Source organism: Streptomyces sp. NPDC107528 (assembly GCF_055639295.1).
Window position 1 is genome coordinate 45,925 of sequence record NZ_JBVKAV010000019.1, and the last position, 25,717, is coordinate 71,641.

General features: G+C 71.9%; 20 protein-coding genes. 4 read left to right on the plus strand and 16 right to left on the minus strand.

Annotated elements, in window-relative coordinates; genetic code table 11:
• Positions 1-45 precede the first annotated feature (45 nt).
• Positions 46-1,554: a serine/threonine-protein kinase gene (locus tag ACZ7L5_RS42335; protein ID WP_471524089.1), complete on the plus strand. Its 1,509-nt coding sequence runs from the start codon at positions 46-48 to the stop codon at positions 1,552-1,554.
• 30 nt (positions 1,555-1,584) lie between these two features.
• Here ACZ7L5_RS42335 and ACZ7L5_RS42340 read toward each other — a convergent pair whose 3' ends face one another.
• The 8 genes from ACZ7L5_RS42340 to ACZ7L5_RS42375 form a co-directional block, all read right to left on the minus strand.
• The gene (locus ACZ7L5_RS42340) at positions 1,585-2,208 is read right to left on the minus strand and encodes a TetR/AcrR family transcriptional regulator (RefSeq protein ID WP_471524091.1); all 624 of its coding nucleotides are present in this window, start codon (positions 2,206-2,208) and stop codon (positions 1,585-1,587) included.
• Positions 2,196-2,930 carry an enoyl-CoA hydratase family protein gene (locus ACZ7L5_RS42345; RefSeq protein WP_471524093.1) on the minus strand — a complete coding sequence of 245 codons (735 nt, stop codon included), beginning with the start codon at positions 2,928-2,930 and terminating at the stop codon, positions 2,196-2,198. The genes ACZ7L5_RS42340 and ACZ7L5_RS42345 overlap by 13 nt, the downstream gene beginning before the upstream one ends.
• Positions 2,927-4,504: a 4-coumarate--CoA ligase family protein gene (locus ACZ7L5_RS42350; RefSeq protein ID WP_471524095.1), complete on the minus strand. Its 1,578-nt coding sequence runs from the start codon at positions 4,502-4,504 to the stop codon at positions 2,927-2,929. The genes ACZ7L5_RS42345 and ACZ7L5_RS42350 overlap by 4 nt, the downstream gene beginning before the upstream one ends.
• A gap of 37 nt (positions 4,505-4,541) precedes the next feature.
• Positions 4,542-5,681 carry an acyl-CoA dehydrogenase family protein gene (locus ACZ7L5_RS42355; RefSeq protein ID WP_471524097.1) on the minus strand — a complete coding sequence of 380 codons (1,140 nt, stop codon included), beginning with the start codon at positions 5,679-5,681 and terminating at the stop codon, positions 4,542-4,544.
• 87 nt (positions 5,682-5,768) lie between these two features.
• Positions 5,769-7,616 (minus strand): acetyl/propionyl/methylcrotonyl-CoA carboxylase subunit alpha, encoded by a 1,848-nt coding sequence (locus ACZ7L5_RS42360; protein ID WP_471524098.1) that lies wholly within the window; start codon positions 7,614-7,616, stop codon positions 5,769-5,771.
• Between the two features lie 4 nt (positions 7,617-7,620).
• Positions 7,621-9,219: an acyl-CoA carboxylase subunit beta gene (locus ACZ7L5_RS42365; protein WP_471524100.1), complete on the minus strand. Its 1,599-nt coding sequence runs from the start codon at positions 9,217-9,219 to the stop codon at positions 7,621-7,623.
• On the minus strand, positions 9,216-10,934 hold the full coding sequence (locus ACZ7L5_RS42370) for an acyclic terpene utilization AtuA family protein (RefSeq protein WP_471524102.1): 1,719 nt from the start codon (positions 10,932-10,934) through the stop codon (positions 9,216-9,218). Before ACZ7L5_RS42370 ends, ACZ7L5_RS42365 begins: the two co-directional genes overlap by 4 nt.
• Positions 10,931-11,725, minus strand: coding sequence for a TIGR03084 family metal-binding protein (locus ACZ7L5_RS42375; RefSeq protein ID WP_471524104.1), 795 nt, complete (start codon positions 11,723-11,725; stop codon positions 10,931-10,933). Before ACZ7L5_RS42375 ends, ACZ7L5_RS42370 begins: the two co-directional genes overlap by 4 nt.
• A 251-nt stretch (positions 11,726-11,976) precedes the next feature.
• On the opposite strand from ACZ7L5_RS42375, the gene ACZ7L5_RS42380 reads away from it, so the two are divergent.
• Positions 11,977-12,957, plus strand: a complete 981-nt coding sequence (locus ACZ7L5_RS42380) for a hypothetical protein (RefSeq protein WP_471524105.1) — start codon at positions 11,977-11,979, stop codon at positions 12,955-12,957.
• 943 nt (positions 12,958-13,900) lie between these two features.
• On the opposite strand, the gene ACZ7L5_RS42385 is transcribed toward ACZ7L5_RS42380, so the two are convergent.
• The 3 genes from ACZ7L5_RS42385 to ACZ7L5_RS42395 form a co-directional block, all read right to left on the minus strand.
• Positions 13,901-14,863 (minus strand): EamA family transporter, encoded by a 963-nt coding sequence (locus ACZ7L5_RS42385; protein WP_471524107.1) that lies wholly within the window; start codon positions 14,861-14,863, stop codon positions 13,901-13,903.
• Positions 14,864-15,024: 161 nt separating this feature from the next.
• Positions 15,025-16,149, minus strand: coding sequence for a lipid II:glycine glycyltransferase FemX (locus ACZ7L5_RS42390; RefSeq protein ID WP_471524109.1), 1,125 nt, complete (start codon positions 16,147-16,149; stop codon positions 15,025-15,027).
• A 209-nt stretch (positions 16,150-16,358) separates the two neighbouring features.
• Positions 16,359-19,247, minus strand: coding sequence for an FAD-binding and (Fe-S)-binding domain-containing protein (locus tag ACZ7L5_RS42395; RefSeq protein WP_471524111.1), 2,889 nt, complete (start codon positions 19,245-19,247; stop codon positions 16,359-16,361).
• Positions 19,248-19,426: 179 nt separating this feature from the next.
• Here ACZ7L5_RS42395 and serC point away from each other — a divergent pair, with 179 nt between their 5' ends.
• Positions 19,427-20,545 (plus strand): phosphoserine transaminase, encoded by a 1,119-nt coding sequence (gene serC, locus ACZ7L5_RS42400; RefSeq protein ID WP_471524112.1) that lies wholly within the window; start codon positions 19,427-19,429, stop codon positions 20,543-20,545.
• Positions 20,546-20,642: 97 nt separating this feature from the next.
• Here the strand turns inward: serC and ACZ7L5_RS42405 are convergent, their stop codons facing one another.
• The 3 genes from ACZ7L5_RS42405 to ACZ7L5_RS42415 all read right to left on the minus strand — a co-directional run bounded on the left by ACZ7L5_RS42405 (position 20,643) and on the right by ACZ7L5_RS42415 (position 23,767).
• Positions 20,643-21,737 carry a serine hydrolase domain-containing protein gene (locus ACZ7L5_RS42405; RefSeq protein ID WP_471524114.1) on the minus strand — a complete coding sequence of 365 codons (1,095 nt, stop codon included), beginning with the start codon at positions 21,735-21,737 and terminating at the stop codon, positions 20,643-20,645.
• 147 nt (positions 21,738-21,884) lie between these two features.
• Positions 21,885-22,706 (minus strand): ABC transporter permease, encoded by an 822-nt coding sequence (locus ACZ7L5_RS42410; RefSeq protein WP_362388412.1) that lies wholly within the window; start codon positions 22,704-22,706, stop codon positions 21,885-21,887.
• Positions 22,703-23,767, minus strand: coding sequence for an ATP-binding cassette domain-containing protein (locus ACZ7L5_RS42415; protein WP_471524116.1), 1,065 nt, complete (start codon positions 23,765-23,767; stop codon positions 22,703-22,705). The genes ACZ7L5_RS42410 and ACZ7L5_RS42415 overlap by 4 nt, the downstream gene beginning before the upstream one ends.
• A 101-nt stretch (positions 23,768-23,868) precedes the next feature.
• Here ACZ7L5_RS42415 and ACZ7L5_RS42420 point away from each other — a divergent pair, with 101 nt between their 5' ends.
• Positions 23,869-24,681, plus strand: coding sequence for a TetR/AcrR family transcriptional regulator (locus ACZ7L5_RS42420; RefSeq protein ID WP_471524117.1), 813 nt, complete (start codon positions 23,869-23,871; stop codon positions 24,679-24,681).
• Positions 24,682-24,865: 184 nt separating this feature from the next.
• Here the strand turns inward: ACZ7L5_RS42420 and ACZ7L5_RS42425 are convergent, their stop codons facing one another.
• A complete protein-coding gene (locus ACZ7L5_RS42425) occupies positions 24,866-25,417 on the minus strand; it encodes a hypothetical protein (RefSeq protein ID WP_471524119.1) in 552 nt (183 codons plus the stop codon).
• A complete protein-coding gene (locus ACZ7L5_RS42430; RefSeq protein ID WP_471524121.1) occupies positions 25,414-25,692 on the minus strand; it encodes a hypothetical protein in 279 nt (92 codons plus the stop codon). The genes ACZ7L5_RS42425 and ACZ7L5_RS42430 overlap by 4 nt, the downstream gene beginning before the upstream one ends.
• Positions 25,693-25,717 lie beyond the last annotated feature (25 nt).

Consider the following 25,717-nt stretch of genomic DNA (forward strand, 5'->3'; position numbering starts at 1 on the left):
TGCCTGCGGCGATCGAGACGTCCCACGGCATGAGGATGAGAACAGGTGCTGATAGCGGGCCGTTACCGGCTGAGCGAGTCGATCGGGCGCGGTGGGATGGGGGAGGTCTGGCGGGCCTACGACGAGACGCTCGGCCGGCCCGTGGCCGTCAAGCTCCTGCTGCCCCAGGACACCGACCCCACCGCCACGTCCCGGTTCCGTCTCGAGGCGCAGACGGCGGCGCGGATCGCCCACCCGAACGTGGTCGGCGTACGGGACTTCGGCGAGCACGAGAACCGGCTCTTCCTGGTGATGGAACTCGTCCAGGGCGACAGCCTCGCGCGCGTGGCCGCGCAGTTCGGCGCGCTGCCCGCCGAACGCGTCGCCCGGATCGCCGCCGAGGCCGCCGCGGGGCTGGCCGCCGCGCACCGGCAGGGCATCGTCCACCGGGACATCAAGCCCGGCAACCTGCTCCTGGACGCCGACGGCACCCTCAAGATCGGTGACTTCGGGATCGCCCGCTTCCTCGACGACCCCGGCGCCGCGCTGACCGCCACCGGGCAGATCGTCGGCACGAGCCTCTACCTGGCCCCCGAGCGGGCGCTGGGGAAGCCGGCGGGCCCGGCCTCCGACGTGTACGCGCTGGGCTGTGTGCTCTACCAACTGCTCACAGGCCGCCCGCCGTTCCACGCCGACACCGCTGTCGCGATCCTGCACCAGCACCTGGACGCAGTGCCCGTACCGCCCCGCGAGCTGGGCGTCCCCGGGCTGCCGCCCGCCTTCGAGAGCTACCTCCTCGGCCTGCTCGCCAAGGACCCCGAGCACCGGCCCGCCGCCCAGCAGGCCGCCGACTGGTTCGCCGACGGCGCCTGGCAGGGCCGCCCCGAGCCGTTGCCCGAGGCCACGTCGCCGTCCCGGGGGCCGGCGGTCGCGTCGGCGGACACGGCCGGGTCGTCGCAGGTGGGCGGGACCAGCAGTCCGACCACGTACATGCTGCCCTCCGCCCAGGGCCCGGCATCCACCGGAAGATCCGGATCCCGTTCCAGGTCCAGGTCCGGCTCCGGCTCCGGCTCCCGGTCGCAATCCCGTTCCCGGTCCGGCTCCCGGGCTGCGGGCCCGGCGCGTCCCGGGTCCCTCGCGCTCCTCGTGCGCCGGCCGCGGGTGGCGGCCACGGCCGCTGCGGTAGTGCTCTTCGCGGCCGCGATGCTCCTCGGCATGCTGTGGTTCGCTCCCGGCAACACCGCGACGAAGGGCACGAAGTCCGAGGCCCCGCCGAGCCCGCCCGCCTCCGCGTCCACGACCCCTGCGGCCTCGATCCCGTCCCCTGCCGCCTCCCCGATCCCGGCGGCGGCGGAGACGGGCGGAGCCCTTGACGAAGAGCAGGACGAGCCGGACGAGGCGAAGCAGCAGGAGGAGCAGCGGGAGCAGGCCAGGCAGGAACGGGAGCGGCTGGAGCAGGCTGAGCGCGAGCAGGAGAAGCGCGAGCAGGAGAAGCGGGAACAGGAACGGCAGCGCTCAGTGCCGCAGGACGACGACGATGGCGGCGACGATGACGACGACGGGGGCGACGACTGACGGGCGGCCGGGGGCCGGGGCCCGGGGGCCTCAGACCAGCGTCTCCTCCAGCAGCAACGCCCACTGCGTCACCACGCGGTCGCGGCGGGCCGCGTCGTCGGTGAGGAGGTTGGCCAGGCCCAGGCCGCGGGCCATGTCGAGGAGGCCCTGGACCGTCTCCCGTACGCCGGGGCGGGATTCGTCCGCGCCCAGCAGGTCCACGGCTATCCGGTGGGTCTCGCGGCCGACCCGGGCCTCCAGCTCCGTGACCCGTGGCCTTAGCTGATCCTCGTTGGAGGCGGCCACCCACAGGTGCAGGGCCGCGCGGAACAGGGGGCCCGTGTAGAGGTCCACGAGGGCGGAGACGACCGCACGCCGGTCGCCCGCCGCGCCCTGCGGGAACAGGGCGCGCAGGGCCGTCGAGCGTTCCTCTGCGACGTACTCGACCGCCGCCGTGAAGAGGTCCTCGCGAGTCGGGAAGTGGTGCTGGGCGGCGCCCCGGGAGACGCCGGCGCGTTCGGCGACGACGGAAACCGTGGAGCCCGCCCAGCCGTGCTCGGCGAGGCAGGCCACGGCGGCTTCCAGGAGGCGTTGCCGGGTGGCACGGCTGCGGTCCTGCTTCGGAACGCGGTCGGCGCGGTCCGCGCGGTCGCCGACTGTGGTCACACCACCCATGCGGGATCCCGTCTTTCGAGGAAGGCCGTCATCCCCTCGCGGGCCTGGGCGGAGGAGAACAGCCGGGCCGAGAGCGCGGTCAGGTCCGCCGCGTCCCGGTCGAAGGCTTCCAGCACCTTAGCCGTGAGCAGTGCTTTCGTCTCGGCCAGGGCTTGGGGGGAGGCCCGGCGCAGGCCATCCAGGATGGGGGTCAGTGCCTCGTCGACGTCCTCGTCGGCCGTGGTCAGGAGGCCAATGCGGGCTGCCTCCGGCGCGGTGAAGCGTTCGCCGGTGAGGTAGTAGCGGGCCAGGGCGCGGGGGTCCGTGCGGGGCAGGAGGGGCAGCGAGATCACCGCGGGGGCGACGCCGATGTGGACCTCCGTGAAGGCGAAGGTGGCCTGCCAGGAGGCGGCCGAGATGTCGCAGGCCGCCAGCAGGCCGAGGCCGCCCGCGCGGACGTGGCCGGTGACGCGGGCGACGACCGGTTTGGGCAGCTCGACGATCTGCCTCAGCAGGGCCACCAGCGCGTCCGGTGGCGGCGGGTCGCGCAGGTCCGCTCCCGCGCTGAACGTGTTGCCGGTGTGGGTGAGGACGATCGCGCGTACGTCGGCGTCCTTGGCGCAGTCCGCCAGCGCGTCGGTCAGCTCGCCCACGAGGGCGGCCGAGAGCGCGTTGCGGTTGTGCGGGGAGTCGAGGGTGAGGCTCTCGACGCCCCGCGCGCGTGTACGGCCGATCAGCGTCACGTGTTCTCCTTGAGTGCCCGTAGTTCGCGGCGCAGGATCTTGCCGGAGGCGGCCCGTGGGACACCGTCTATGAAGGTGACCTGGCGGACGCGCTTGTAAGGGGCGACCTTTTCGGCGACGTACATCATGACCTCTCCTTCGGAGAGGTCGGTTGCGGTCGGCTGGCGGACCACGTACGCGTGCGGGACCTCGTTGCCGTCGTCGTTGTAGACGCCGATGACCGCCGCGTCGGCGATGCCGGGGTGGGTGAGCAGGAGGGCCTCCAGTTCGGCGGGGGCCACCTGGAAGCCCTTGTACTTGATGAGTTCCTTGACGCGGTCCACGACGAACAGCCAGCCGTTCTCGTCCACATGGCCCACGTCACCGGTGTGCAGCCAGCCATCGGTGTCGATCATCGCGGCGGTGGCGTCGGGGCGGCCGAGGTAACCCTTCATGACCTGGGGACCGCGGATGAGGATCTCGCCGGCCTCGCCGGCGCCGAGGTCCTTGCCGGGGTCGTCCAGGGAGACGATGCGCATCTCGGTGCCGGCGATGAGCTTGCCGACGGTTCCGGCGGGCGCGTCGTGCATGGCGGCCAGGGGGACGACGTGGGTGCCGGGGGACAGTTCCGTCATGCCGTAGGCCTGGCCGACCGGCGGCAGGCCGAGGCGCTGCGAACAGGCGGCCGCGAGCTTCGCGTCCAGCGGTGCGGCGGCGCTGACGATGTACTTCAGGGACGACAGGTCGTAATGCGCGACCAGGGGGTGCTTGGCGAGGGCCAGCACGATGGGCGGGGCCACGTACAGGCCGGTGATGCGGTGGTTCTGGATGGCCGCGAGGAAGGTCTCCAGGTCGAAGCGGGGCAGCACGACGACCGTCGCGCCCAGCCTCAGGGGCGCGTTCATCAGGGCGGTCAGGCCGTAGATGTGGAAGAAGGGCAGCACGGCGAGGACGCGGTCGCCGGGGCCGGCGGATATGGCGGGTTCGAGCTGGGTCAGGTTCGTGGCGATCTGGCGGTGCGTGAGCATCACGCCCTTGGGGATGCCGGTGGTGCCCGACGAGTACGGCAGGGCCGCGACGTCCGCCGCCGGGTCGACGTCGACCTGCGGTTCGGGGGCGGCGGACGCCAGCATGTCGATGAGCGACCGGTGTCCGGGCGCGCTGTCGCACACGAAGATCTCCTGCACGCCGCCCGCGAGTTCGGCGGCCCGGCGTGCCGCCTCCAGCAGCGGCGAGACGGTGACGATCCAGCGGGCCGCCGAGTCCTTCAGCTGCTTGGCGAACTCCTCGGGCGTGGCGAGCGGGTGCACGGTCGTGACGGAGGCACCCGCGCGCGTGGCGGCGTAGAACGCGGTCGGGAAGGCGACCGTGTTGGGGCTGTGCAGGGCGAGGACGTCGCCCTTGCGGACGCCCGCCTCGGCCAGGCCGGCGGCCACCCGCCGGTGGAAGCGGTCGAGCTGTTCGTACGTGAGGGTGGTGCCGTCCGTGCCGTCGATGAGCGCGGGTGCGTCACCGAACTCGGCCGCCCGGCCCAGTACGAAATCGTGGATGGGGAGATCTACGGCCGGAACGTCTGCGTACTCGCTGCGGAACACGGTTCCTCCTCGCGACACGGTGCCGACAGGGTGCCCGTCAGTACGACTTGGGCAGGCCCAGGGTCTGGTGGGAGACGTAGTTGAGAATCATCTCCCGGCTCACCGGAGCAATACGAGACACGCGCGCTGCGGTTATCAACGAGGCGAGACCGAATTCGCGGGTGAGGCCGTTTCCGCCGAGGGTGTGCACGGCCTGGTCGACGGCCTTCACGCAGGCCTCCCCGGCCGCGTACTTGGCCATGTTGGCTGCCTCGCCCGCGCCCACGTCGTCCCCGGCGTCGTACAGGTGGGCCGCCTTCTGCATCATCAGGCGGGCCAGTTCGAGGTCGATGTGCGCCTGGGCCAGGGGGTGCGCGATGGCCTGGTGGGCGCCGATGGGGGCCTTCCAGACGGTGCGCTCGCGGGCGTACTCGACGGCGCGCGCGAGAGCGTAGCGGCCCATGCCGATCGCGAAGGCGGCCGTCATGATGCGCTCGGGGTTGAGGCCGGCGAAGAGCTGGAGCAGGCCGGCGTCCTCGTCGCCGACCAGGGCGTCGGCGGGGAGCCGTACGTCGTCGAGCGTCAGCTCGAACTGCTTCTCGGCGGCGCTCAGTTCCATGTCGATCTGGCGGCGCGTGAAGCCTTCGGCGTCGCGCGGGACGATGAACAGGCAGGGCTTGAGGCTGCCGGTGCGGGCGTCCTCGGTGCGGCCGACGATGAGGGTCGCGTCCGCGATGTCGACGCCGGAGATGAAGACCTTGCGGCCGGTGAGCAGCCAGTCTCCGGTGTCCGGGTCGCGGCGGGCCGTGGTGGTGATGCGGTGGCTGTTGGAGCCGGCGTCGGGTTCTGTGATGCCGAAGGCCATGGTGCGGGTGCCGTCGGCGAGGGCGGGGAGCCACTCCTGTTTTTGGCCTTCCGTGCCGAAGCGGGCGATCACTGTGCCGCAGATCGCGGGCGACACGACCATCATCAGCAAGGGGCAGCCTGCGGCGCCCAGTTCTTCGAGGACGATGGAGAGTTCGGCGATGCCGCCGCCTCCGCCGCCGTGTGCCTCCGGCAGGTTGACGCCGAGGTAGCCGAGCTTGGCTGCTTCGGACCAGAGTGCTTCTCGGTCGTAGGTGCGGCCGTGGCGTTTGCCGAGGGCGGCTACGGCGGCTCGTAGGGCCTTGTGTTCCTCGGTTTCGAGAGTGGTGGGCATGGGACTCCTCCCGGGTGCGGGTGCGGGTTGTCTGTGGCTGGTCGCGCTCACGCGGCGGTAGCCGCATATCGATACGGCCCCGCGCCCCTAAGAGGTCGGCTGTACTACCGCCAGTAGGGCGCCGACCGTTACCTGTTGTCCTGGTGCGGCGTGCAGAGCCGCCAGCGTGCCCGTGCTCGGTGCCGTGATCTTGTGTTCCATCTTCATCGCCTCCAGCCACAACAGGGGCTGTCCGGCCTCCACGGTGGCCCCTACGGCCAGCCCCTCCGCCACCCGGACGACCGTTCCCGGCATGGGCGCGAGGAGGGATCCCGGCGCATGCTGTGCCGTCGGGTCCGGGAAGCGGGGCAGGGAGGTGAGGCGGGTGGCGTTGACGTGGATCTCGTCGCCGTACCTCGCCACCTCGAAGTTCCTTCGTACGCCGTCCACTTCGAGTACGACCAGGGCGGCATCGGCGTGTACGACCCGTACCCCGTCGGCCTCAAGGCCCGCGCGGGTGTGGCGGTAGTGGACCTCGATCTCCTCGCCGGCCGCCTCGTAGCGCTTGGTCTGGGGCTGGGAGGGGACGTTGCGGAAGCCGCCGAAGCGGGAGCGGGCGTGGGCGTCGGCGAGGGCCGCTGCCAAGGGGGCGTACGGGTCGCCCGTCCCACAGAAGGCCAGGTCGGTGAGGTGGCGGTCGTAGAAGCCGGTGTCCATGCGGGCGGACGTGAACTCCTCGTGGCGCAGCGAGCGTACGAGGAGGTCCCGGTTGGTGACCGGGCCGTGCAGCGTCGCCCGTTCCAGTGCGCCGGCGAGCTTACGGACCGCCTCCGCGCGGGTGGATGCGTGGGCGACGAGCTTGGCAAGCATGGGGTCGTAGTGGACGCCGATGTCGTCGCCGTCGGTGAAGCCGGTGTCAAGCCGGACGCTGTCGGGTACGGCGAACCGGTGCAGCGTGCCGGTCTGCGGGGCCCAGTCGCGGGCCGGGTCCTCGGCGTAGAGGCGGGCCTCGACGGCGTGGCCACGCGCGCGTGGCGGGACGTCGGCGAGGGCGTGGCCTTCGGCGACGCGGATCTGTTCCGCGACCAGGTCGATGCCGAAGACGGCTTCCGTCACGGGGTGTTCGACCTGGAGGCGGGTGTTCATCTCCAGGAAGTGGGCCTTGTCTCCGGCGACCAGGAACTCGACCGTGCCGGCGCCGACGTAGTCGACCGCGCGGGCGGCGCGTACGGCGAGCGTGTGCAGCTCGTGCGTGAGCTGCTCGGAGAGTCCGGGTGCCGGGGACTCCTCGATCACCTTCTGGTGGCGGCGCTGCAGGGAGCAGTCCCGGGTGCCGAGCGCCCAGACCGCGCCGTGGGTGTCGGCGAGGATCTGGACCTCGACATGGCGGCCGTTCTCGACGTACGGCTCCACGAAGACCTCGCCGTCGCCGAAGGCGCTCGCCGCTTCGGAGCGGGCGCTCTCCAGGGCGGCGCTCAGGTCCTCCAGGCGGCGCACGATCCGCATGCCGCGCCCTCCGCCGCCCGCGGCCGCCTTCACCAGGACGGGGAGGTCGGCCTCGGTGACCTCCCCCAGGGGGGCCAGCCCCATCAGCTCCTTCGCCCGGGTCTTGGACGCCATCGCCTCGATGGCCTCCGGAGGCGGGCCGATCCAGACGAGTCCCGCGTCGAGGACGGCGCGTGCGAAGTCGGCGTTCTCGGAGAGGAAGCCGTAGCCGGGGTGCACGGCGTCCGCGCCGGACGCCACGGCCGCCTTCACGATCAGCCCGGCGTCCAGGTACGTGTCGGCGGGCGCCGCTCCCGGCAGCCGTACGGCCGTGTCGGCCACGCGTGCGTGGAGGGCGTTCGCGTCGGCGTCCGAGTACACGGCCACCGTCCGGATGCCCGACTCACGGCAGGTGCGGAAGACGCGGCAGGCGATCTCGCCCCGGTTCGCCACCAGAACAGAAGTAATCATTGCCTCACATCCGGAAGACGCCGAAGCCACCGCGTGCGCCCTCGAAGGGGGCCGTGTGGATGGCGGACAAGCACATACCGAGGACGGTGCGGGTGTCGCGCGGATCGATGACGCCGTCGTCGTACAGCCGGCCCGACAGGAACATCGGCAGCGACTCCGACTCGATCTGCTGCTCCACCATGGCGCGCAGCGCCGCGTCCCCCTCCTCGTCGTACGGCTGTCCCTTGGCGGCCGCGGACTGCCGGGCCACGATCGAGAGCACGCCGGCGAGCTGCTGGGGGCCCATGACGGCCGACTTGGCGCTGGGCCAGGCGAAGAGGAAGCGGGGGTCGTAGGCACGGCCGCACATGCCGTAGTGGCCGGCGCCGTAGGAGGCGCCCATGAGGACGGAGAGATGGGGCACGCGGCTGTTGCTGACCGCGTTGATCATCATCGCGCCGTGCTTGATGATGCCGCCCTGCTCGTACTGGCTGCCCACCATGTAGCCGGTCGTGTTGTGCAGGAAGAGCAGAGGGATGTCGCGCTGGTTGGCCAGTTGGATGAACTGGGCCGCCTTCTGCGACTCCTCACTGAACAGGACCCCCTGGGCGTTCGCCAGCACGCCGACCGGGTAGCCGTGCAGGGCAGCCCAGCCGGTGGTCAGGCTCGTGCCGTACATCGGCTTGAACTCGTCGAAGTCGGAGGCGTCGACGATCCGGGCGATGACCTCGCGCGGGTCGAAGGGGGTCCTGAGGTCGCCGGGGACGATGCCGAGGAGTTCGTCGGCGGAGTACTTGGGGGGGTCGGCGGGGCCCGGATCGCCGTACGCCTTGCGGTGATTGAGCCGGGCGACGACCCTTCGCGCCTGCCGCAGCGCGTCCGGTTCGTCCACGGCGAAGTAGTCCGCGAGACCCGACACGCGCGCGTGCATCTCCGCGCCGCCCAGCGACTCGTCGTCGCTCTCCTCGCCGGTCGCCATCTTCACCAGGGGCGGGCCGCCGAGAAACACCTTGGCGCGCTCCTTGACCATGATCACGTGGTCGGACATGCCGGGGACGTACGCGCCGCCGGCCGTCGAGTTGCCGAAGACGACCGCGACGGTGGGGATCCCGGCCGCCGACAGCCTCGTCAGGTCCCGGAAGATGGCGCCTCCGGGGATGAAGATCTCCTTCTGGGACGGCAGGTCGGCGCCGCCCGACTCGACGAGGTTGACGACGGGGAGCCGGTTGGCGAGCGCGATGTCGTTCGCCCGCAGGGCCTTCTTCAGCGACCAGGGATTGCTCGCTCCGCCGCGCACGGTCGGGTCGTTGGCGGTGATCAGGCACTCCACGCCCTCGACGACACCGATGCCGGTGACGAGGGACGCGCCGACGGCGTAGTCGCTGCCCCAGGCGGCCAGCGGGGACAGCTCCAGGAAGGGGGTGTCGGGGTCGAGGAGCAGCTCGATGCGCTCGCGGGCGAGCAGCTTGCCGCGCTTGCGATGCCGTTCGACGTACTTGGGGCCGCCGCCGGCGAGGGCCTTGGCGTGCTCGGTGTCGAGGTCGGCGAGCTTGGCGAGCATGGTCTCGCGGTTGGCCCGGTGGTCGGGGCCGTTGGGGTCCAGGGTGGAGGGCAGGACGGTCACAGCAGACTCTCCGGGATGTCCAGATGACGGGAGCGCAGCCATTCCCCGAGGGCCTTGGCCTGCGGGTCGAAGCGCTGCTGGGCGGCGACGCCCTCGCCGAGGATGCCCTCGACGACGAAGTTGAGGGCGCGCAGGCCGGGGAGCGGGTGCCGGGTGACCTTCAGCTGTCCGCTCTCGGGAAGCAGCTCCTGGAACCGCTCGACCGTGAGCTCGTGTGCGAGCCAGCGCCACGCCTCGTCCGTCCGCGCCCACACACCGACGTTGGCGTTCCCGCCCTTGTCACCGCTGCGGGCGCCGGCGACAAGGCCGAGCGGGGCGCGACGGGTCGACTCCGCCACGAGCCGCGGCTCGGGCAGCGGGGGTTGGGGCGCTTCCTCCAGGACGAGGGTGTCGTGGGCCGGCGGCACAGTGATACGGCGGCCGTCGTGGAGGACGGCCACATGGTCGACGGCACCATGGGGAACGTACACATCCTCGAAGACCCCATACGGGGTGCCCTTGCCCGGTGGCGACAGCACATGGAAGCCGGGGTAGCTGGCGAGCGCCAGCTCCACGGCGGCTCCGCTCAGCACCCGGCCGACCTTCTCCTGGTCCTGGTCCCGGACGACCAGCCGGAGCAGCGCGCTCGCGGTCTCCTCGGTCGAGGCGTCGGGCCGGTCGGTGCGGACGAGGTCCCAACGGACGTCTTCGGGACGTGACTTGGCGAACGCCTCGTCCATCTGCCGCCGCACCAGAGCGGCCTTCGCCTCGATGTCCAGTCCGGTCAGGACGAAGACGACCTCGTTGCGGAAGCCGCCGAGGCGATTGAGGCCGACCTTGAGAGTCGGGGGCGGGGCCTCGCCCCGTACGCCGTCGATGCGGACGCGGTCGGGGCCGTCCTGCGTGAGCCGTACGGTGTCCAGCCGGGCGGTGACGTCCGGTCCCGCGTACCGGGCGCCGCCCGTCTCGTACAGCAGTTGGGCCGTCACCGTGCCGACGTCGACGAGGCCGCCGGTGCCGGGGTGCTTGGTGATGACGCAGGTGCCGTCCTCGTGGAGCTCGGCGAGCGGGAAGCCGGGGCGGCGGAGGTCGCCGCCCCTCTTCTGGAACTCGTCGAAGAACGCGTAGTTGCCGCCGGTCGCCTGCGCCCCGCACTCCAGCACATGCCCGGCGACCACCGCGCCCGCGAGCCGGTCGTGGTCCCCGGGGCCCCATCCGAAGTGGGCGGCTGCGGGGCCGGTGACCAGGGCCGCGTCCGTCACGCGCCCGGTGACGACGATGTCCGCGCCCTCCCGAAGACAGGCCGCGATGCCGAAGCCGCCGAGGTAGGCGTGGGCGGCGAGGCTGCCCGGATACCGGTCCTTGAGGTCATCTCCCTCGACATGGGCGACGCGTACCGGGACGTCGAGCCGGTCCGCCAACTTACGTACGGCGTCGGCGAGTCCGGCCGGATTGAGCCCGCCGGCGTTGGCGACGATCCTGACGCCCCGCTCGTGCGCGAGCCCCAGGCACTCCTCCAGCTGGCGCAGGAAGGTGCGGGCGTATCCGGCGCCCGGGTCCTTCAGCCGGTCCCGGCCGAGGATCAGCATGGTCAGTTCGGCGAGGTAGTCGCCGGTGAGGACGTCCAGTTCGCCGCCGGTGAGCATCTCGCGCATGGCGTCGAAGCGGTCGCCGTAGAAGCCGGAGGCGTTGCCGATCCGCAGCACCGGCCCTGCCGGGTGGGTGCGCGAGGTCACCGGGCCGCCCCCTTGGGCGCGCGGCCCGCGCCGGGCGGGCCCGCGAAGACCTGGGCGATGTCGAACCAGCGGTCGGCGTCCGGGCCTTCGGCGCGCAGGGCGAGGTCGGAGCGGTGGGCACGCTGGGCGACCAGGAGGCAGAAGTCGAGGGCGGGGCCGGTGACGCGCTGCGGGGCGTCTTCGGGGCCGTATGCCCACACCTCACCGGAGGGCGAGACGAGTTCGACGCGGAAGGGGTCGGGAGGTGCCGGGAGTCCGTGCACACCGAAAGCGAAGTCGCGCGTTCGCACTCCGATCCACACCACATGCCTGAGCCGGTCCGTGGGTGTGCGCACCACACCCAGCGCTTCGGCGACATCCAGGCCGTGGGCCCAGGTCTCCATGAGCCTGGCCGTGGCCATGGAGGCGCCGGACATAGGGGGGCCGTACCAGGGAAACTTGGTGCCGTGCGGTGCCTCGCGCAATGCCGTGTCGAGGGCGGTGCGCCCTGCCCGCCAGCGCGCCAGCAGTTCGGCGGGCGGCAGCGCGGCCCCCTCCTCCGCGCCTACGTCGACGAACGACCCCGGCGTCACCAGCGCCTTCTCCACCAGCGTGTGGAACGCCTCCGCGTCGGTCACCGCCAGCAGCGCCGAGTGGTCCGTCCAGGCGAGGTGTGCGATCTGGTGGGCGACGCTCCAGCCGGGCGCCGGAGTCGCGAGCGCCCACTGTTCCGGGCTCAACTCGGCCACCAGCCGGTCGAGTTCCTCGCTCTCCTCGCGCAGATCGTCGAACACGGGCGTCGGATCGGACACGGGGCGCTCCCCTCAGGGCACGGCGGTGTGCGTGGGTGGTGCGGCGTGGTGCTCGGTGGTGCGGCGTTGTGCTCGGTGGTGCGGCGTGGTGAGGAGCATGGCAGCGCGCGCGAAAACAAGCAAGCATGCTTGCATTAATTGAGAAGTGTTCACCGGGGGAAGGGTGCCTGTGCGGCGTGCCATCAATACACTCGGGCGTCGCGCCTGTTGCGGCAGCAACGCATCGGTCACACCTCGGGGGAATCACAAGCATGAGCAACTGGAATCCGGGCGGGCAGCCGCCCTTCAACCCGCAGGGCCAGCCGCCCCCGCCGCCGCCGGCCGGAGGGTATCCGCCCAACGCGCCGTACCCGTATCCGCCGCAGCCCAACGCTCCGTACCCGTACCCGCCGCAGCCCAACGCGCCGTACCCGTATCCGCCGTATCCGTACCTGCCGGCCGCCCCGCCCGGGCCCCTCACCCGGCTGTGGCGGCAGATCGGTCCCGTCCCCGTCGCACGCAGGGTGTTCAAGCCGTCCAGGCCCGGCATCGTCCAGGACCCGGTCGTGGCCCGCATGCAGCGGATCCGCACCTTGGTGGGGCTGGCGGCGGTCGTGTGGATGTCGGTCACCTACAAGATCGCCGACTCGGCCAGGGTCGGCGACTCGGTGGGCAACGTCGCGAACGACCGTCTGAACCAGTCCTGGATCAGCGTCCTGGTGCTCTGCGTGACCTTCCCGGTCCTCGTGGGCGTCCTGCTCGCCCTGGCCTCCGCCTCGGCCCGGCGGGAGCTGCTGCGCCGGGCGGCGAAGTGCTTCGGCGCGATGGTCGCCCTGGTGGCCGCGGTGTTCGTGTTCCCGGCCTCCGTGCTCACGGGCTTCGTCGAGGGCCGTTTCGCGACCAACCCGGTGATGACCGTTCTCACCTACACCGGCATCCTGCTCACCTTCGTGTGGGTGCTGCCCTTCGTCATCGCGGGTATCGGCCTGGCCCTCCTCCACGTGTTCCGCACCGCGGACATCCACGAGACGATGCCGCCGCTGCTCGCCATGACGCTGGTCTGGGAGATGGCCCTGATCGACCTGTTCACGGGCGCCTACACGGGCGTGCCGGCACCGGTCCGGATCCTGTTCATGCTCGGCGCCCCCCTCTCAGTGACGGCAGTGGGCCTGTGGGAACTGCGCCGACTGCGCGCCCATCACGGCATCGGCCTGCAGGGGCTGCTGATGCGGCAGGGGCCGGGGCAGGCTTGACGGTGGGGCGGGGAGTCGGCCCGGTCGGGTGGCCGGCCCGGTCGGGGGCCGGTCCGGTCGGGGGCCGGTCCGGTCGGGGGCCGGTCCGGTCGGGGGCCGGTCCGGTCGGGGGCCGGTCCGGTCGGGGGCCGGTCTGGTCGGGGGCCAGCCCAGTCGGGGAGTCGGCCTGGGCGGGGAGTCGGCCTGGGCGGGGAGTCGGCCCAGTCGGGGAGTCGGCCTGGGCGGGGAAGGGCCCCCGGGCCGCAACCCCGCCCAGCTCCTCCCCGCCGGCGCCTGCACCGCCTGATCTGCGTCCGCGCCGGGCGCATGCACACCGCCACGTCTCGGCGAGGGCCAGCTGAGTGTGCGGGAACTGTGCCGACGGCGGCCATCACGGCATCGGCTTGCAGGAGGCTGATGCGGCAGGGCTTGGGCCAGGCGTGACGGTGCGGCGGCGAGTCGGCCCGGGAAGGGAAGGGCCCCCGGGCCGCAACCCCGCCCAGCTCCTCCCCGCCGGCGCCTGCCCCGCCTGATCTGCGTCCGCGCCGGGCGCATGCACACCGCCACGTCTCGGCGAGGGCCAGCATGAGTGTGCGGGAACTGTGCCGACGGCGGCCATCACGGCATCGGCTTGCAGGGGACTGATGCGCCAAGGCCAAGGCACGGGTCACGCACTGCGGCGTGCCGCAAGCCCGCGCCGACGACCAAGGGGCCGTCGGGCCGCGACCCCGCCTAGACCTTCCCCCGCCGCACCTGCATCCCCACCGCGCCTACGCACGCCGAACACGCCCCGCCCCGCCCCGTGTCAGCCGCCGACCTGTGGGAACTGCGTCAACCCCGCGCCCAGCACACCATCGGTCGGCAGAGACCGCTGATGCGCCAGGGCCCGGGCCGGCGGGCCAGGCGCGACAGCGGTGCCGCAAGCTCGCGCCGACGGCCGAGGGTCGCCGGGCCGCGACGCCGGCTAGGCCTTCTCCGCCGGCGCCTTCCCCCGCCGCACCTGCGTCCGCACCGCGCCCATGCTCGCCGCGATGACCAGGGCGATTGCCAGGGCCTGTAGGGCCGAGAGGGACTGGTTGAGGATGAGGAAGCCGGCGGTGGCGGCGACGGCTGGTTCCAGGCTCATCAGGATGGCGAAGGTCGCTGCGGGGAGGCGGCGAAGGGCGAGGAGTTCGAGGGTGTAGGGGAGGACCGAGGAGAGGATGGCCACGGCTGCGCCCAGGGCGACGGTGACGGGGTCGAGGAGCTTCGTACCGGACTCGGCGATGCCCAGGGGGAGGAACAGGACGGCCCCCACCCCCATCGCCAGCGCCAGGCCGTCCGCCTGGGGGAAGCGTCGGCCCGTGCGGGCGCTGAAGATGATGTAGGCCGCCCACATGGCACCCGCAGCCAGGGCAAAGGCGACACCGACGGGATCGAGGCTGCCGAAGCCTCCGCCTCCGAGGAGGAAGACGCCGGCGAGGGCGAGTCCGGCCCAGACGACGTTGACGGCCCGGCGCGAGGACAGCACGGACAGGGCGAGCGGGCCGAGCACTTCGAGGGTGACCGCGGGGCCCAGCGGGATGCGGGCGACCGACTGATAGAACAGGCCGTTCATCGCGGCCATCGTGATGCCGAAGACGACCACCGTGCCCCAGTCCGTGCGGGAGTGGCCGCGTAGCCGGGGGCGGCAGATCAGCAGCAGGACGACCGCCGCGACCAGCAGCCGCAGCGCCACCACACCGAGCGCACCGGCCCGCGGCATCAGGCTCACCGCCAGGGCGCCGCCGAACTGCACCGAGATCCCTCCGGCGAGCACCAGCCCGACGGGACCGAAAGAGCCCCAGCGGCGCGGGCCACCGGCCGCCGACTGGGGAACGGTCCGGCCGCGGGTCGGCGAGGACGGGGCGGCTGCGGCAGTGACGGCTGCGGCATCAGGGGTACTCACGGGCGTTCCAGGGCTTCACTCGGGGGCTACGGTCTGTTCAGTGGGCTGCACTACCCAGTCCAAGGTAGTGGACATCGTCAGGTGTGTGAACCTGTTATGCCACTGTCCCAGAGTGTGGACGGACGGGTTCCGCCGGCCGAGTTCCGCAGGCCCCGGGACAGCTACCGCCGTGCCATGTACAGATCCAGCGCCTTGTGCAGCAGCCGGTTGAGCGGGAAGTCCCACTCCCCCAGGTACTCGACGGCCTCACCGCCCGCCCCCACCTTGAACCGCAGCAGGCCCAGCAGATGGTTGGACTCCTCCAGGGTGTCCGTGATGCCGCGGAAGTCGTACACGGCGGCGCCGAGCTCGTGGGCGTCGGACATCATGCGCCACTGCATGGCGTTGTTGGGCTGGACCTCGCGCTTGTGGCTGGTGGAGGCGCCGTAGGAGTACCAGATGTGGTCGCCGACGGTGAGCATGGTGGCGGCGGCGAGGGTGTCGCCGTCGTGGTGGGCGAGGTAGAGCCGCATCCGGTCGGGGTGCTCGGCGGTGAGCGCGGTCCACATGCGCTGGAAGTAGGGCAGGGGGCGCGGGATGAAACGGTCGCGCTCGGCGGTCTCGGCGTAGAGGTCGTAGAAGGCGGGCAGGTCCTCGTAACCGCCGCGCACGACCTTCACGCCGGCCTTCTCGGCCTTCTTGATGTTGCGCCGCCACTGCTGGTTCAGGCCGCGCTGGATGTCGTCCAACGACCGCCCGGCGAACGGCACCTGGCAGACGTACCGCGGCTGCCCGGCCGCGAAGCCCTCCTCGCCGCCGGGCTCGGTCTGGCGCCAGCCGGCCCGCCGCAGCCGGTCGGCGATGTCGAGGGCGCCCTGTTCGGTCGAGGTCGGCTCCGCGTCCCGCAGCCGCCGGGCGGCCGGGTCGGCGATGGCCGCCTTCACCGCCTCGGTGTTCCAGCGGCGGACGACGACGGGCGGGCCCATCCTGACCGAGAAGGCGCCCTGCCGTTTGAGGTGGGCGAGCAGCGGTTCGAGCCAGCGCTCGCACAGGTCGGGGGCGTACCAGTCGACGAGCGGGCCCTCGGGGAGGTAGGCGAGGTACTTCTTCAGCTTCGGCAGCGGGCGGTAGAGCACGAGCCCGGCCCCCACCGGCCGCCCCTCCTCGTCGAACCATCCCAGGCTCTCCGCCCGCCAGTCCGGCTTCACGTCGCCCCAGGACGGGACCTGCATATGGCTGGCGGACGGGCGGGCCGCGACGAACGCGAGATGTTCGTCGCGGGAGATGGACTGGACGCGGAGGGCCATGTGCGGGGCTCCCTGTGGGCGGCAGTATCGGTGTCCGGCCAGCGTATGCAGCCGTCCCCGGCCCCGCGCGCGGAGCGCGGACGCCGGCGCGTGCGAGCCGCCGCGCTCCCGCGTTCAGCCCAGGGCGCCGGCCCACCGGGAGCACCCGTTGCCCCCGGCCGGAGACCACCCGCCGCCCCCGGGCACGAGCGCACTCACTCCCCCCCGGGTCACCCGTCCCCCTCCAACCGCTCCGCCAACACCTCCGCCAGATGCCGCCCCGGCACCCCCGCCAACTGCTCCACCTGCGTCCGGCAGGAGAACCCGTCCGCCAGCACCACGGCGTCCTCCCCCGCTCCCCGCACCGCCGGCAGCAACCGCTCCTCCGCACACGCCACCGACACCTCGAAGTGCCCCTTCTCGAACCCGAAGTTGCCCGCGAGTCCGCAGCAGCCGCCGCTCAGGTCCCCGGCGAGCCCAGCGGCCTCGCGCAGCCGGCGGTCCGCCGCGTCCCCGAGGACGGCGTGCTGATGGCAGTGGGTCTGCCCGACCGCCGGCCGGTCCACGCGGGGCGGCGTCCAGTCGGGGGCGTGGCGCTCCAGCGTCTCCGCGAAGGTCAGGACGCGGTCGGCCAGGCGACGGGCCCGTGGGTCGTCGTGGAGGAGCTCCGGGAGGTCCGCGCGGAGGGCGGCGGCACAGCTCGGCTCCAGGACCACGACCGGGGCGTCCGTCGCCAGTACCGGCTCCATGAGGTCGAGCGTGCGCCGCAGCACCGCGCGGGCCCGGTCGAGCTGCCCTGTCGAGATGTACGTCAACCCGCAGCAGACCCGCTCCCGCCCCCGTAGGAGGGACACCGGATCCAGCGCCACGGTCACCTCCGCACCGCCGCTTCCCGCGGGCGCCGTCAGCCGCACCGTCGGCGGCAGCGCGACCCGCAGCCCGGCTGCCTCCAGGACGCGTACGGCCGACTGTCCCACGGACGGCGTGAGGTGCTCGGTGAAGGTGTCCGGCCACAGGATGACCAGGTCACCGGCCGAGCCGACGGGAGGCTTCGGCTTCTCCCGCCGCTCCCACCACCGGCTGAACGTCCGCGCCGCCAGCCGCGGAATCCCGCGCTCCGGCGCGATCCCGCCGAGCCGTTTCGCCACCCATGCCAACGGCCGTACGGCGGCAAGTGCGTTGACCAGCGACGCGGTGCGCGTGCGTGCCACGACGCGCAGCCACTGGGGCAGCCGCCCCATGCTGTGGTGCGCGGCCGGGCGGCGCCGTCCCTCGTAGTGGTGGTGCAGGAACTCCGCCTTGTACGTGGCCATGTCGACCTCGACCGGACAGTCGGACCGGCAGCCCTTGCAGGCCAGGCACAGATCGAGCGCGTCCCGCACCTCCGTCGACCGCCACCCGTCGGTCACCAGTTCCCCGGCGAGCATCTCGTGCAGCAGCCGGGCACGCCCGCGCGTTGAGTGCTCCTCGGCGCCGGTGGCCCGGAAGGACGGGCACATGACGGCGGGGCCGGTCGCCGACGTCGTACGGCACTTGGCGACCCCGACGCAGCGCCGTACGGCCGCCGAGAAGTCCCCGCCGTCGGCCGGGTAACCGAAGGCGACGTCCACGGGCTTGCTCGGGAGCACGGAGAAGCGGAGGTTGGAGTCGAGGGGGGCGGGGCGCACCAGCATCCCCGGGTTGAGCAGATCGTCCGGGTCCCAGACCCCCTTGGCCCGCTCGAAGAGGGCGACCATGTCCGACCCGTACATCTTCGGCAGCAGTTCGGCACGCGCCTGCCCGTCCCCGTGCTCCCCCGACAGCGAGCCCCCGTGCGCCACGACGACCTCGGCGAGCTCCTCCGAGAACCGCCGGAAGCGAGCGACACCCGCCTCCGTCAGCAGGTCGAAGTCGATACGGACGTGGATGCAGCCGTCACCGAAGTGCCCGTACGGCGTCCCGCGCAGCCCGTGCGCGGTCAACAGCGCGCGGAAGTCCCGCAGATACGCCCCGAGACGCGCGGGCGGCACCGCGCAGTCCTCCCAGCCCGGCCAGGCCTCGCTGCCGTCCGGCATCCGGGTCGCCGTGCCGCTCGCGTCCTCCCGGATGCGCCACAGGGCGCGCTGCCCGGCCGGATCGGTGACGACGATCGCGTCGACGACGTCAGCCGCCCGCACGATCCCCTCCGCACGCGCGCGTGCCTCACTCTCCGACTCCCCGCCCGTCTCCACGAACAGCCAGGCCCCGCCCCGCGGCAGCGCGGCGGAGGCCGACTCCGGCACCAGGTCCTGCGCCATGCCCTCCACGGTCAGCGGCCCGTACGGCAGCAACCCGGCGGCCGCTTCCGCGGCGGCGCTCTCGTCGGGGTACGCCAGCACGGCCAGCGCACGCGCGCGTGGCGCCTCCACCAGCCGTACGACCGCCTCGGTGAGGATCCCGAGGGTGCCCTCGCTCCCGCAGAAGCCACGGGCGACGTCGGCGCCCTTCTCGGGCAGCAGGGCGTCGAGCGCGTATCCCGAGATACGGCGCGGCAGTTCGGGGAAGCCCGTCCGCAGCCGGGTCAGGTCCCCCTCCACCAGCTCCCGCAGCCCCTCCGGCGCACCGGCCCACCCCTGCCCGAGCCGCAGCCGCTCCCCACGGCCGCTGATCACGTCCAGCTCCCGCACGCTGTCCGCGGTCGTCCCCCACGCCACCGAGTGCGAGCCGCAGGAGTTGTTGCCGATCATTCCGCCGAGCGTGCAGCGGCTGTGGGTGGAGGGGTCGGGGCCGAAGCGGAGTCCGTGCGGGGCGGCGGCGTCCTGGAGACGGTCGAGGACGAGGCCGGGCTGGACGACGGCGGTACGGGTGTCCGGGTCCAGGGACACGAGGCGGTTCATGTGGCGGGTGAAGTCCAGCACGACGCCGGCGCCGGTGGCCTGTCCCGCGATCGAGGTACCTCCACCGCGTGCCACGACCGGCACCATATGGTCCCGGCACACCTCCAGCACGGCTGCGACGTCGTCGGCGTCATGTGGCGCCACCACACCCAGTGGGACACGCCGGTAGTTGGACGCGTCCATGGTGGTCAACGCCCGAGAGGTGATGTCGAATCCCACCTCACCCCGGACGACGGTACGCAGCGCAGCTTCGAGATCCGTCATCCCTCCAGCAAACCAGCCGACGTCCGGCATTCCAGCCCGTCCGGCGTTTGAGGACGGGGCCGTTCAGGCCGACAGCGGGGGTTTGGGGGCGGCAGCCCCCAGCTCACGGCCATGACAACCCCGTCTCACCCGACGGACGAGGTTTCACCAAGGTTTCCCGAAACAGCTACGCTCCCACCGTGGCTGAGATCCAGATTCCCGCTGACATCAAGCCCGCCGACGGACGTTTCGGCGCGGGCCCCTCCAAGGTGCGGACGGAAGCGCTGGACGCGCTGGCCGCCACCGGAACCTCCCTGCTCGGCACCTCCCACCGCCAGGCCCCGGTCAAGAACCTGGTCGGCCAGGTACGCGAGGGCATCAGCGAGCTCTTCCAGCTCCCCGACGGCTACGAGGTCGTCCTCGGCAACGGCGGCTCGACCGCCTTCTGGGACATCGCGACGCACGGCCTGATCGAGAACAAGTCGCAGCACCTCACGTTCGGCGAGTTCAGCTCCAAGTTCGCCAAGGCGGCCAAGCTCGCCCCCTGGCTCGCCGAGCCGGACGTCATCTCCGCCGACCCCGGCACGCACCCCGAGCCGGCCGCCGCGGCGGGCGTCGACGTCTACGCCTTCACCCACAACGAGACCTCGACCGGCGTCGCCATGCCGATCAAGCGCGTGGCGGGTGCGGACGAGGACTCCCTGGTCCTGGTCGACGCCACCTCGGGCGCCGGCGGCCTCCCGGTGGACGTGTCCGAGACGGACGTCTACTACTTCGCCCCGCAGAAGTCCTTCGCCTCCGACGGCGGCCTGTGGATCGGCGTCTTCTCCCCGGCCGCGATCGAGCGCGCAGAGCGCGTCCACGCCTCCGGCCGCCACATCCCGGAGTTCTTCTCGCTGCCCACGGCGATCGACAACTCCCGCAAGAACCAGACGTACAACACCCCGGCCCTGGCCACCCTCTTCATGCTCAACCAGCAGCTGGAGTGGATCAACGGCCAGGGCGGCCTCGACTGGGCCGTCCGCCGCACCGCCACCTCCGCCCGCACCCTGTACGGCTGGGCCGAGGACATCAAGTACGCCAACCCGTTCGTCACCGACCCGGCCAAGCGCTCGGCGGTCATCGGCACGATCGACTTCACGGACGAGATCGACGCCGCCGCCGTCGCCAAGGTCCTGCGCGCCAACGGCATCGTCGACACCGAGCCCTACCGCAAGCTCGGCCGCAACCAGCTCCGCGTCGCGATGTTCCCGGCGATCGACCCGGCCGACGTCGAGGCCCTGACGAAGTGCGTCGACTACGTCATCGAGAAGCTGTAGTCGTTCTCGTACGACGTACTCGTACGTCGACGAAGGGCGCCCGGCGAACACCGGGCGCCCTTCGTCGTACTCGGACCGCCGTCGTCCGGCCGCGTCCTCAGGCCGCGCCGAGCTCGCCGAGCAGGCGGAAGGTGAGGGCGTCTACCGGGCGGGCGGCGGTCTCGGTCTCCTGGCTGAAGGTGTTCACCATCATCACCACCGCCGTGCCGCTCTCCCGGATGAACGCGGCGCAGGTGCTGAATCCACCGGTGCCGCCGTTGTGCCAGGTCATGGTCCGGCCGCCGGGCAGCGAGCTCAGGTGCCAGCCGAGGCCGAGCCGCAGGTTCTGGTCCACCGTGAACCGGGGCCGCTGGGTCAGTTCGATCGCGTCCCGCAACGGCGAGCGCTCAGGCCGGAGTTGGGAGCGCAGGAAGCGCACCATGTCATCAGCGGTGCTGTACATCGACGTCCCGGCCGCGCTGAGGACGTGGTCGTGCCAGTCAGGAACGACCTCTCCCTCGAAATGCCCGACAGCCTTGCGGGACGCCATGTCCGGTCGCACGGCCGTCGTCGTGTCCACCATGCCGAGCGGCGCTGCCACCCGGTGCCGCAGCATCGAGTCGACGTCGTCGAACGCCAGCGCCTGGCCGAGCAGACCGAACCCCAGGTTCGAGTAGGCGTTGGCCTTGCCCGGCTCGGTACTCAGTTGCGTGCTGCGAAGTCCGGTGGCCAGGTCGTCGAGCGTGTAGTGCGTGTAGGGGTCGTACGGATCCGCCCCCGCGAGCAGGTTCGGCGGCAGGGAGGGCAGACCGGAGGTGTGGGTCGCCAAGTGGGCCAGGGTGATCCGCCGAGCCCCCTTGCGCGGGATGGGGAACCGCGCGGGCAGCACGAGCGGCGCGTCGAGGCGGGTTGCACCCGCGCCCACGGCCCGTGCGAGTGCCGTGGCGGTGAGCGTCTTGGTGATGGAGCCGAGTTGGAACACCGTCCTGCCGTCCGGCGCCGACCGCCCCACCGCTGCACCCGCGCCCTCGACATGGGTGCGCCGACCCTGAATGACCCCGCAGACCACACTCGGACTGCCGGCGGCCAGCGCCTGGTCCAGGTACCGCCTGACGAGCGCGGGCAGCCTGTCGTCGGCGGCTGCGGCGTTGCCGGGCAGCAGTGACACGCCTGCCGCCGCCGTCGCCACGCCAAGAAACTTCCTTCGGTCCATGGATTGCTCCCCCGTCGAGACTCACCAGCCGTTTCCACGAGATTACGTTATTACGTAATCCCAAATCAAGCGCGATGATCCGGACGCGGAAGGGCGCCCGGCAAACACCGGGCGCCCGTCTCACCTCCGCACAGCTCACGCTCGGGCTCAGCGGCTCAGCTTCTGGAACCTCCGCACCGCCAGCGGCAGGAAGATCGCCGTCAGGATCACCGGCCACACCCCCGCCATCAGCAGCGCGTGCTGCTCGACCCAGGAGTCCCCGCTCCCGGCCGGCGTGCCGAACAGGTCACGGCTGGCCGCGGCGGTGGAGGAGATCGGGTTCCAGGCCGCCACCCAGCCCAGCCAGTCGGGCATCAGCTGGGGCGCGACGAAGATGCTGGAGATCATCGTGAGCGGGAAGGCGACGGCGAACAGGCCGCCCGCGGCCTCCGGGTTGGGTACGAGCAGGCCCAGCCACACCCCGATCCAGATGAGCGCGAACCGCAGCCACAGCAGCAGCCCGAACGCACCGAGGAAGCCGAACCCGCCGTCCGGGCGCCAGCCCATCGCGAAGGCGGTCAGCATCATGATCGCCAACTCCGCGCAGGCGGCGAGCAGATCGGTGATCCCGCGGCCCGCGACGACAGCGGACGAGGCCATGGGCATCGAGCGGAAGCGGTCGATGACGCCCTTCGTCGAGTCGTAGACGACGAGCGTGGCGGTGTTGATGAACCCGAACGCCATCGTCATCACGAACATGCCCGGCATCAGGAAGTCCTTGTAGTCCCCGCCGCCGGGCACCTTCATGGCGCTGCCGAAGACATAGCCGTAGAGGAGGACCGACAGGATCGGGAAGCCCAGCTGCCAGGCGATGTTGACCGGTTGACGCCGGTAGTGGGTGAGGCCGCGGCGGACGATGTTCCAGACGTCGGCGAGCGTCCAGTACAGGCGGCCGCGCGTGGCCGGGACGGTGAGGTCTACGGCGGTCATGCGACGGCCTCCTTCTCGGCCTTCTCCTCGGCCCTCTCGACCCTCTCGGTCCTGTCGGTCTTTTCGGCGCTCCCGGTCTCTTCGGACTTCTCGGCGCGGTGTCCGGTCAGGCGCAGGAAGACGTCGTCGAGGCTCGGCCTGCGCAGCCCGATGTCCTCGACCGCGACGCCCTCGTCCTGCAGCGTCCGCGCCACCTCCGTCAGGGCGGACACCCGGTCGGTGACCGGCGCGTGGATCCGCAGCTCCGCCTCGTCCGACTCGGGGTCGCCGTCCGAGACGCGGGCCACGACCTTCACCACGCGCGCGATGTCGGACCGCTCGGCGACGACGACCTCGATACGGTCGCCGCCCACGAGACTCTTCAGCCCGTCCGGGGTGTCGTCGGCGATGGCCCGCCCCTGATCGATGACGGTGATGCGCGAGGCCAGCTTGTCGGCCTCTTCCAGGTACTGGGTGGTCAGCAGTACGGTCGTGCCGCTCGCCACCAACTCCTTCACCGACTCCCAGACTTCGCCTCGGCCACGCGGGTCCAGTCCCGTCGTCGGCTCGTCGAGGAAGAGGACGGCCGGGGCGAGGATCATCGAGGCGGCGAGGTCGAGACGGCGCCGCATGCCGCCGCTGTACTTGCCGACGCCCTTGTCCGCGGCGTCGGTCAGGTCGAACTGCTCCAGCAGCTCGACGGCCCGCAGCTTGGCCCGCTTGCCGCCGAGGTGGAAGAGCCGGCCGAACATCTCCAGGTTCTGCCGGCCGGTGAGAACCTCGTCCACGGCCGAGTACTGCCCGGTGAGCCCGATCCGTGCCCGCACCTCACGCGACTGCCGGGCCACGTCCAGTCCGGCCACCGTGGCCCTGCCGCCGTCCAGCCTGATCAGCGTGGACAGGATGCGTACTGCGGTGGTCTTGCCCGCGCCGTTCGGGCCGAGCAGGCCGTGCACCGTCCCCTCGCGGACGGCCAGGTCGAAGCCGTCGAGGGCGCGTTTCTCGCCGTAGCGCTTCTCCAGCCCCTCGGCCCGCACCGCGTATCCGTTTCCGCCGTTTCCGCCGCGTCCGTCGTCACCCATGGGTCCCCCTCTCGATAGCCGAGCATCGCCAACTGAGTACACCGTACCCGATTACGCGTACACCGTACCCAATTTTTTTCGGAGGACTTAAGCTGAAGTGCATGACGAGCGGCAAGGGCGGCACCAGCGGTACGGAGACCAGCGGCAGCGGCGACATCGCCCGCACGATGGAGCTGCTGTGGGACGCCGGCCGGCGCCCGAGCCGGGGGCCCAAGCCGACCCTCACCCTGGACCAGATCGTGGAAGCGGGCGTCCGGGTCGCGGACGCCGAGGGCCTGGAGTCGATGTCCATGCGCCGGGTCGCCACCGAGCTGGGCACGGGCACGATGTCGCTGTACCGCTACGTCCCCGGCAAGGCCGAGCTGCTCGACCTGATGCTGGACCGCGTCCAGCGCCCTTCGGAGAACCCGGCCGACCTGGGCGACGGCGGCTGGCGCTCGGCCCTGGAGGCCCTGGGCCGCGCAACCCTCGACCTCTACCGCCGCCACCCCTGGCTGCTCCAGGTCAACCAGTCCCGCCCGATCCTCGGCCCGAGCGCCCTCGACGGCATGGAGAAGGTCCTCGACCGCATCAAGCCGATGGGCCTGACCGACCCCGAACTGATCTCGGCGATCATCATGATCGACGGCTACGTCGTCGGCGCCGCGCGCACCCAGCTGTACGCGCAGGAGGCCGAGCGCCGCACGGGCCTGACCGACACGGAGTTCTGGCAGGCCCAGACCCCGATGCTGGAGAAGATCATGGCCTCCGGCCGCTACCCTCTGCTCGCCTCCCTGGACGAGAACACCTGGGGCAGCGAGTTCGACCACTTCGAGTTCGGCCTGCAACGGATCCTGGACGGACTGGAGGTCTTTGTCGCCCGGCGTGCGGGAACGGCCGGCCGTGCCGACAGCGAAGTGAAGGGACAGCTCTAGGGACGCGCCGTCGACGACTCCGGCAGCGCCGGCGGAAAGGGCGGCACCAGCGCGCGACGGCGACCAGACGGCGGTCCTCCACCGTGTACGCCGGGGAAGCGCACCCAGCCCTGGTCGGCGATCCGGTCGCCGAGTTCGCTCAACAGGACCGACCGGACACGCTGCGGGCGGCTGCGGACACGGCCTAGGGCGACGGCTCCGCGATCATGGCGATGAAGCTCAGCAGGCCCACGGGGACGGCGACCAGGACGGCGTACCCCACCCGGTCGGCCGCCCTCTGCCGCCGTGAGGGCTCCCGGCGGTGGGCCTCGCCGCGCCGGTCCGCCCCGCGCGGCTTGATCGCCTGGTAGGCGAGGACCGCGAGGACGGCCACGCAGATCGAGACCTGCCAGAGCTCACCCACGACGCCCCAGAACCCGGCCCGCTGGACCGTGTCCGGCTCGATGCCCTGGCGGGCGTCGAACTCGGTGCCGTCCGGGTAGTCGTTCCCGGTGTCCTCGAGCCGCACGTAGTTGGCGTCGGCGGCGGTGCCGCCATCGGGCATGAAGTCCCCGAGGCAGTCGTATTCGGAGCGCTTACGGCTGTAGTCGGTGTCGTAGCAGCGCTCCACCTTGTACGTGCCCGAGGTGCCGTAGACGCCGGCGGACAGAGCCATGTCGGCGGTCGCAGTGACGAACCAGAAGCCGGTGACGAGGGCGAGGAGGACACCGCACACCCAGCCGAGGACGCGTTTCATCCGAGCACCGTTCCCCGCGGCTCCTTGAGCTCCAACAGCCGGGAGATTCCGGCCTGTTCGGCAAGCTCCCTGCGCTGCGGACCGGCCTGCGCGCGCTCCTGCTCGTACTTCGCCCAGCCCGCGGGCTGCACGAAGAGCATGTTTTGGCTCTCCGGCACGATCATGACGCCGCCGAAGGCCGCATCACCGGCGAACCAGGCGCCGCCCTCCTCGGCCCTCTTGGGCCGGCGGCGCACATCGCCCATGTACTTCCACTCGGAGCCCTTCTTTGCCACCCGCGTGCGCGCTTGAGCACCTGGT

Excerpts from the sequence above, each read along its gene's own strand:
- ACZ7L5_RS42395 (WP_471524111.1), bottom strand. The coding sequence starts at position 19,247 with ATGACGGATCTCGAAGCTGCGCTGCGTACCGTCGTCCGGGGTGAGGTG.
- ACZ7L5_RS42355 (WP_471524097.1), bottom strand. The coding sequence starts at position 5,681 with ATGCCCACCACTCTCGAAACCGAGGAACACAAGGCCCTACGAGCCGCC.
- ACZ7L5_RS42410 (WP_362388412.1), bottom strand. The coding sequence starts at position 22,706 with ATGACCGCCGTAGACCTCACCGTCCCGGCCACGCGCGGCCGCCTGTAC.
- ACZ7L5_RS42340 (WP_471524091.1), bottom strand. The coding sequence starts at position 2,208 with ATGGGTGGTGTGACCACAGTCGGCGACCGCGCGGACCGCGCCGACCGC.
- ACZ7L5_RS42405 (WP_471524114.1), bottom strand. The coding sequence starts at position 21,737 with ATGGACCGAAGGAAGTTTCTTGGCGTGGCGACGGCGGCGGCAGGCGTG.
- ACZ7L5_RS42420 (WP_471524117.1), top strand. The coding sequence starts at position 23,869 with ATGACGAGCGGCAAGGGCGGCACCAGCGGTACGGAGACCAGCGGCAGC.
- ACZ7L5_RS42380 (WP_471524105.1), top strand. The coding sequence starts at position 11,977 with ATGAGCAACTGGAATCCGGGCGGGCAGCCGCCCTTCAACCCGCAGGGC.
- ACZ7L5_RS42360 (WP_471524098.1), bottom strand. The coding sequence starts at position 7,616 with ATGATTACTTCTGTTCTGGTGGCGAACCGGGGCGAGATCGCCTGCCGC.
- ACZ7L5_RS42415 (WP_471524116.1), bottom strand. The coding sequence starts at position 23,767 with ATGGGTGACGACGGACGCGGCGGAAACGGCGGAAACGGATACGCGGTG.
- ACZ7L5_RS42390 (WP_471524109.1), bottom strand. The coding sequence starts at position 16,149 with ATGGCCCTCCGCGTCCAGTCCATCTCCCGCGACGAACATCTCGCGTTC.
- ACZ7L5_RS42425 (WP_471524119.1), bottom strand. The coding sequence starts at position 25,417 with ATGAAACGCGTCCTCGGCTGGGTGTGCGGTGTCCTCCTCGCCCTCGTC.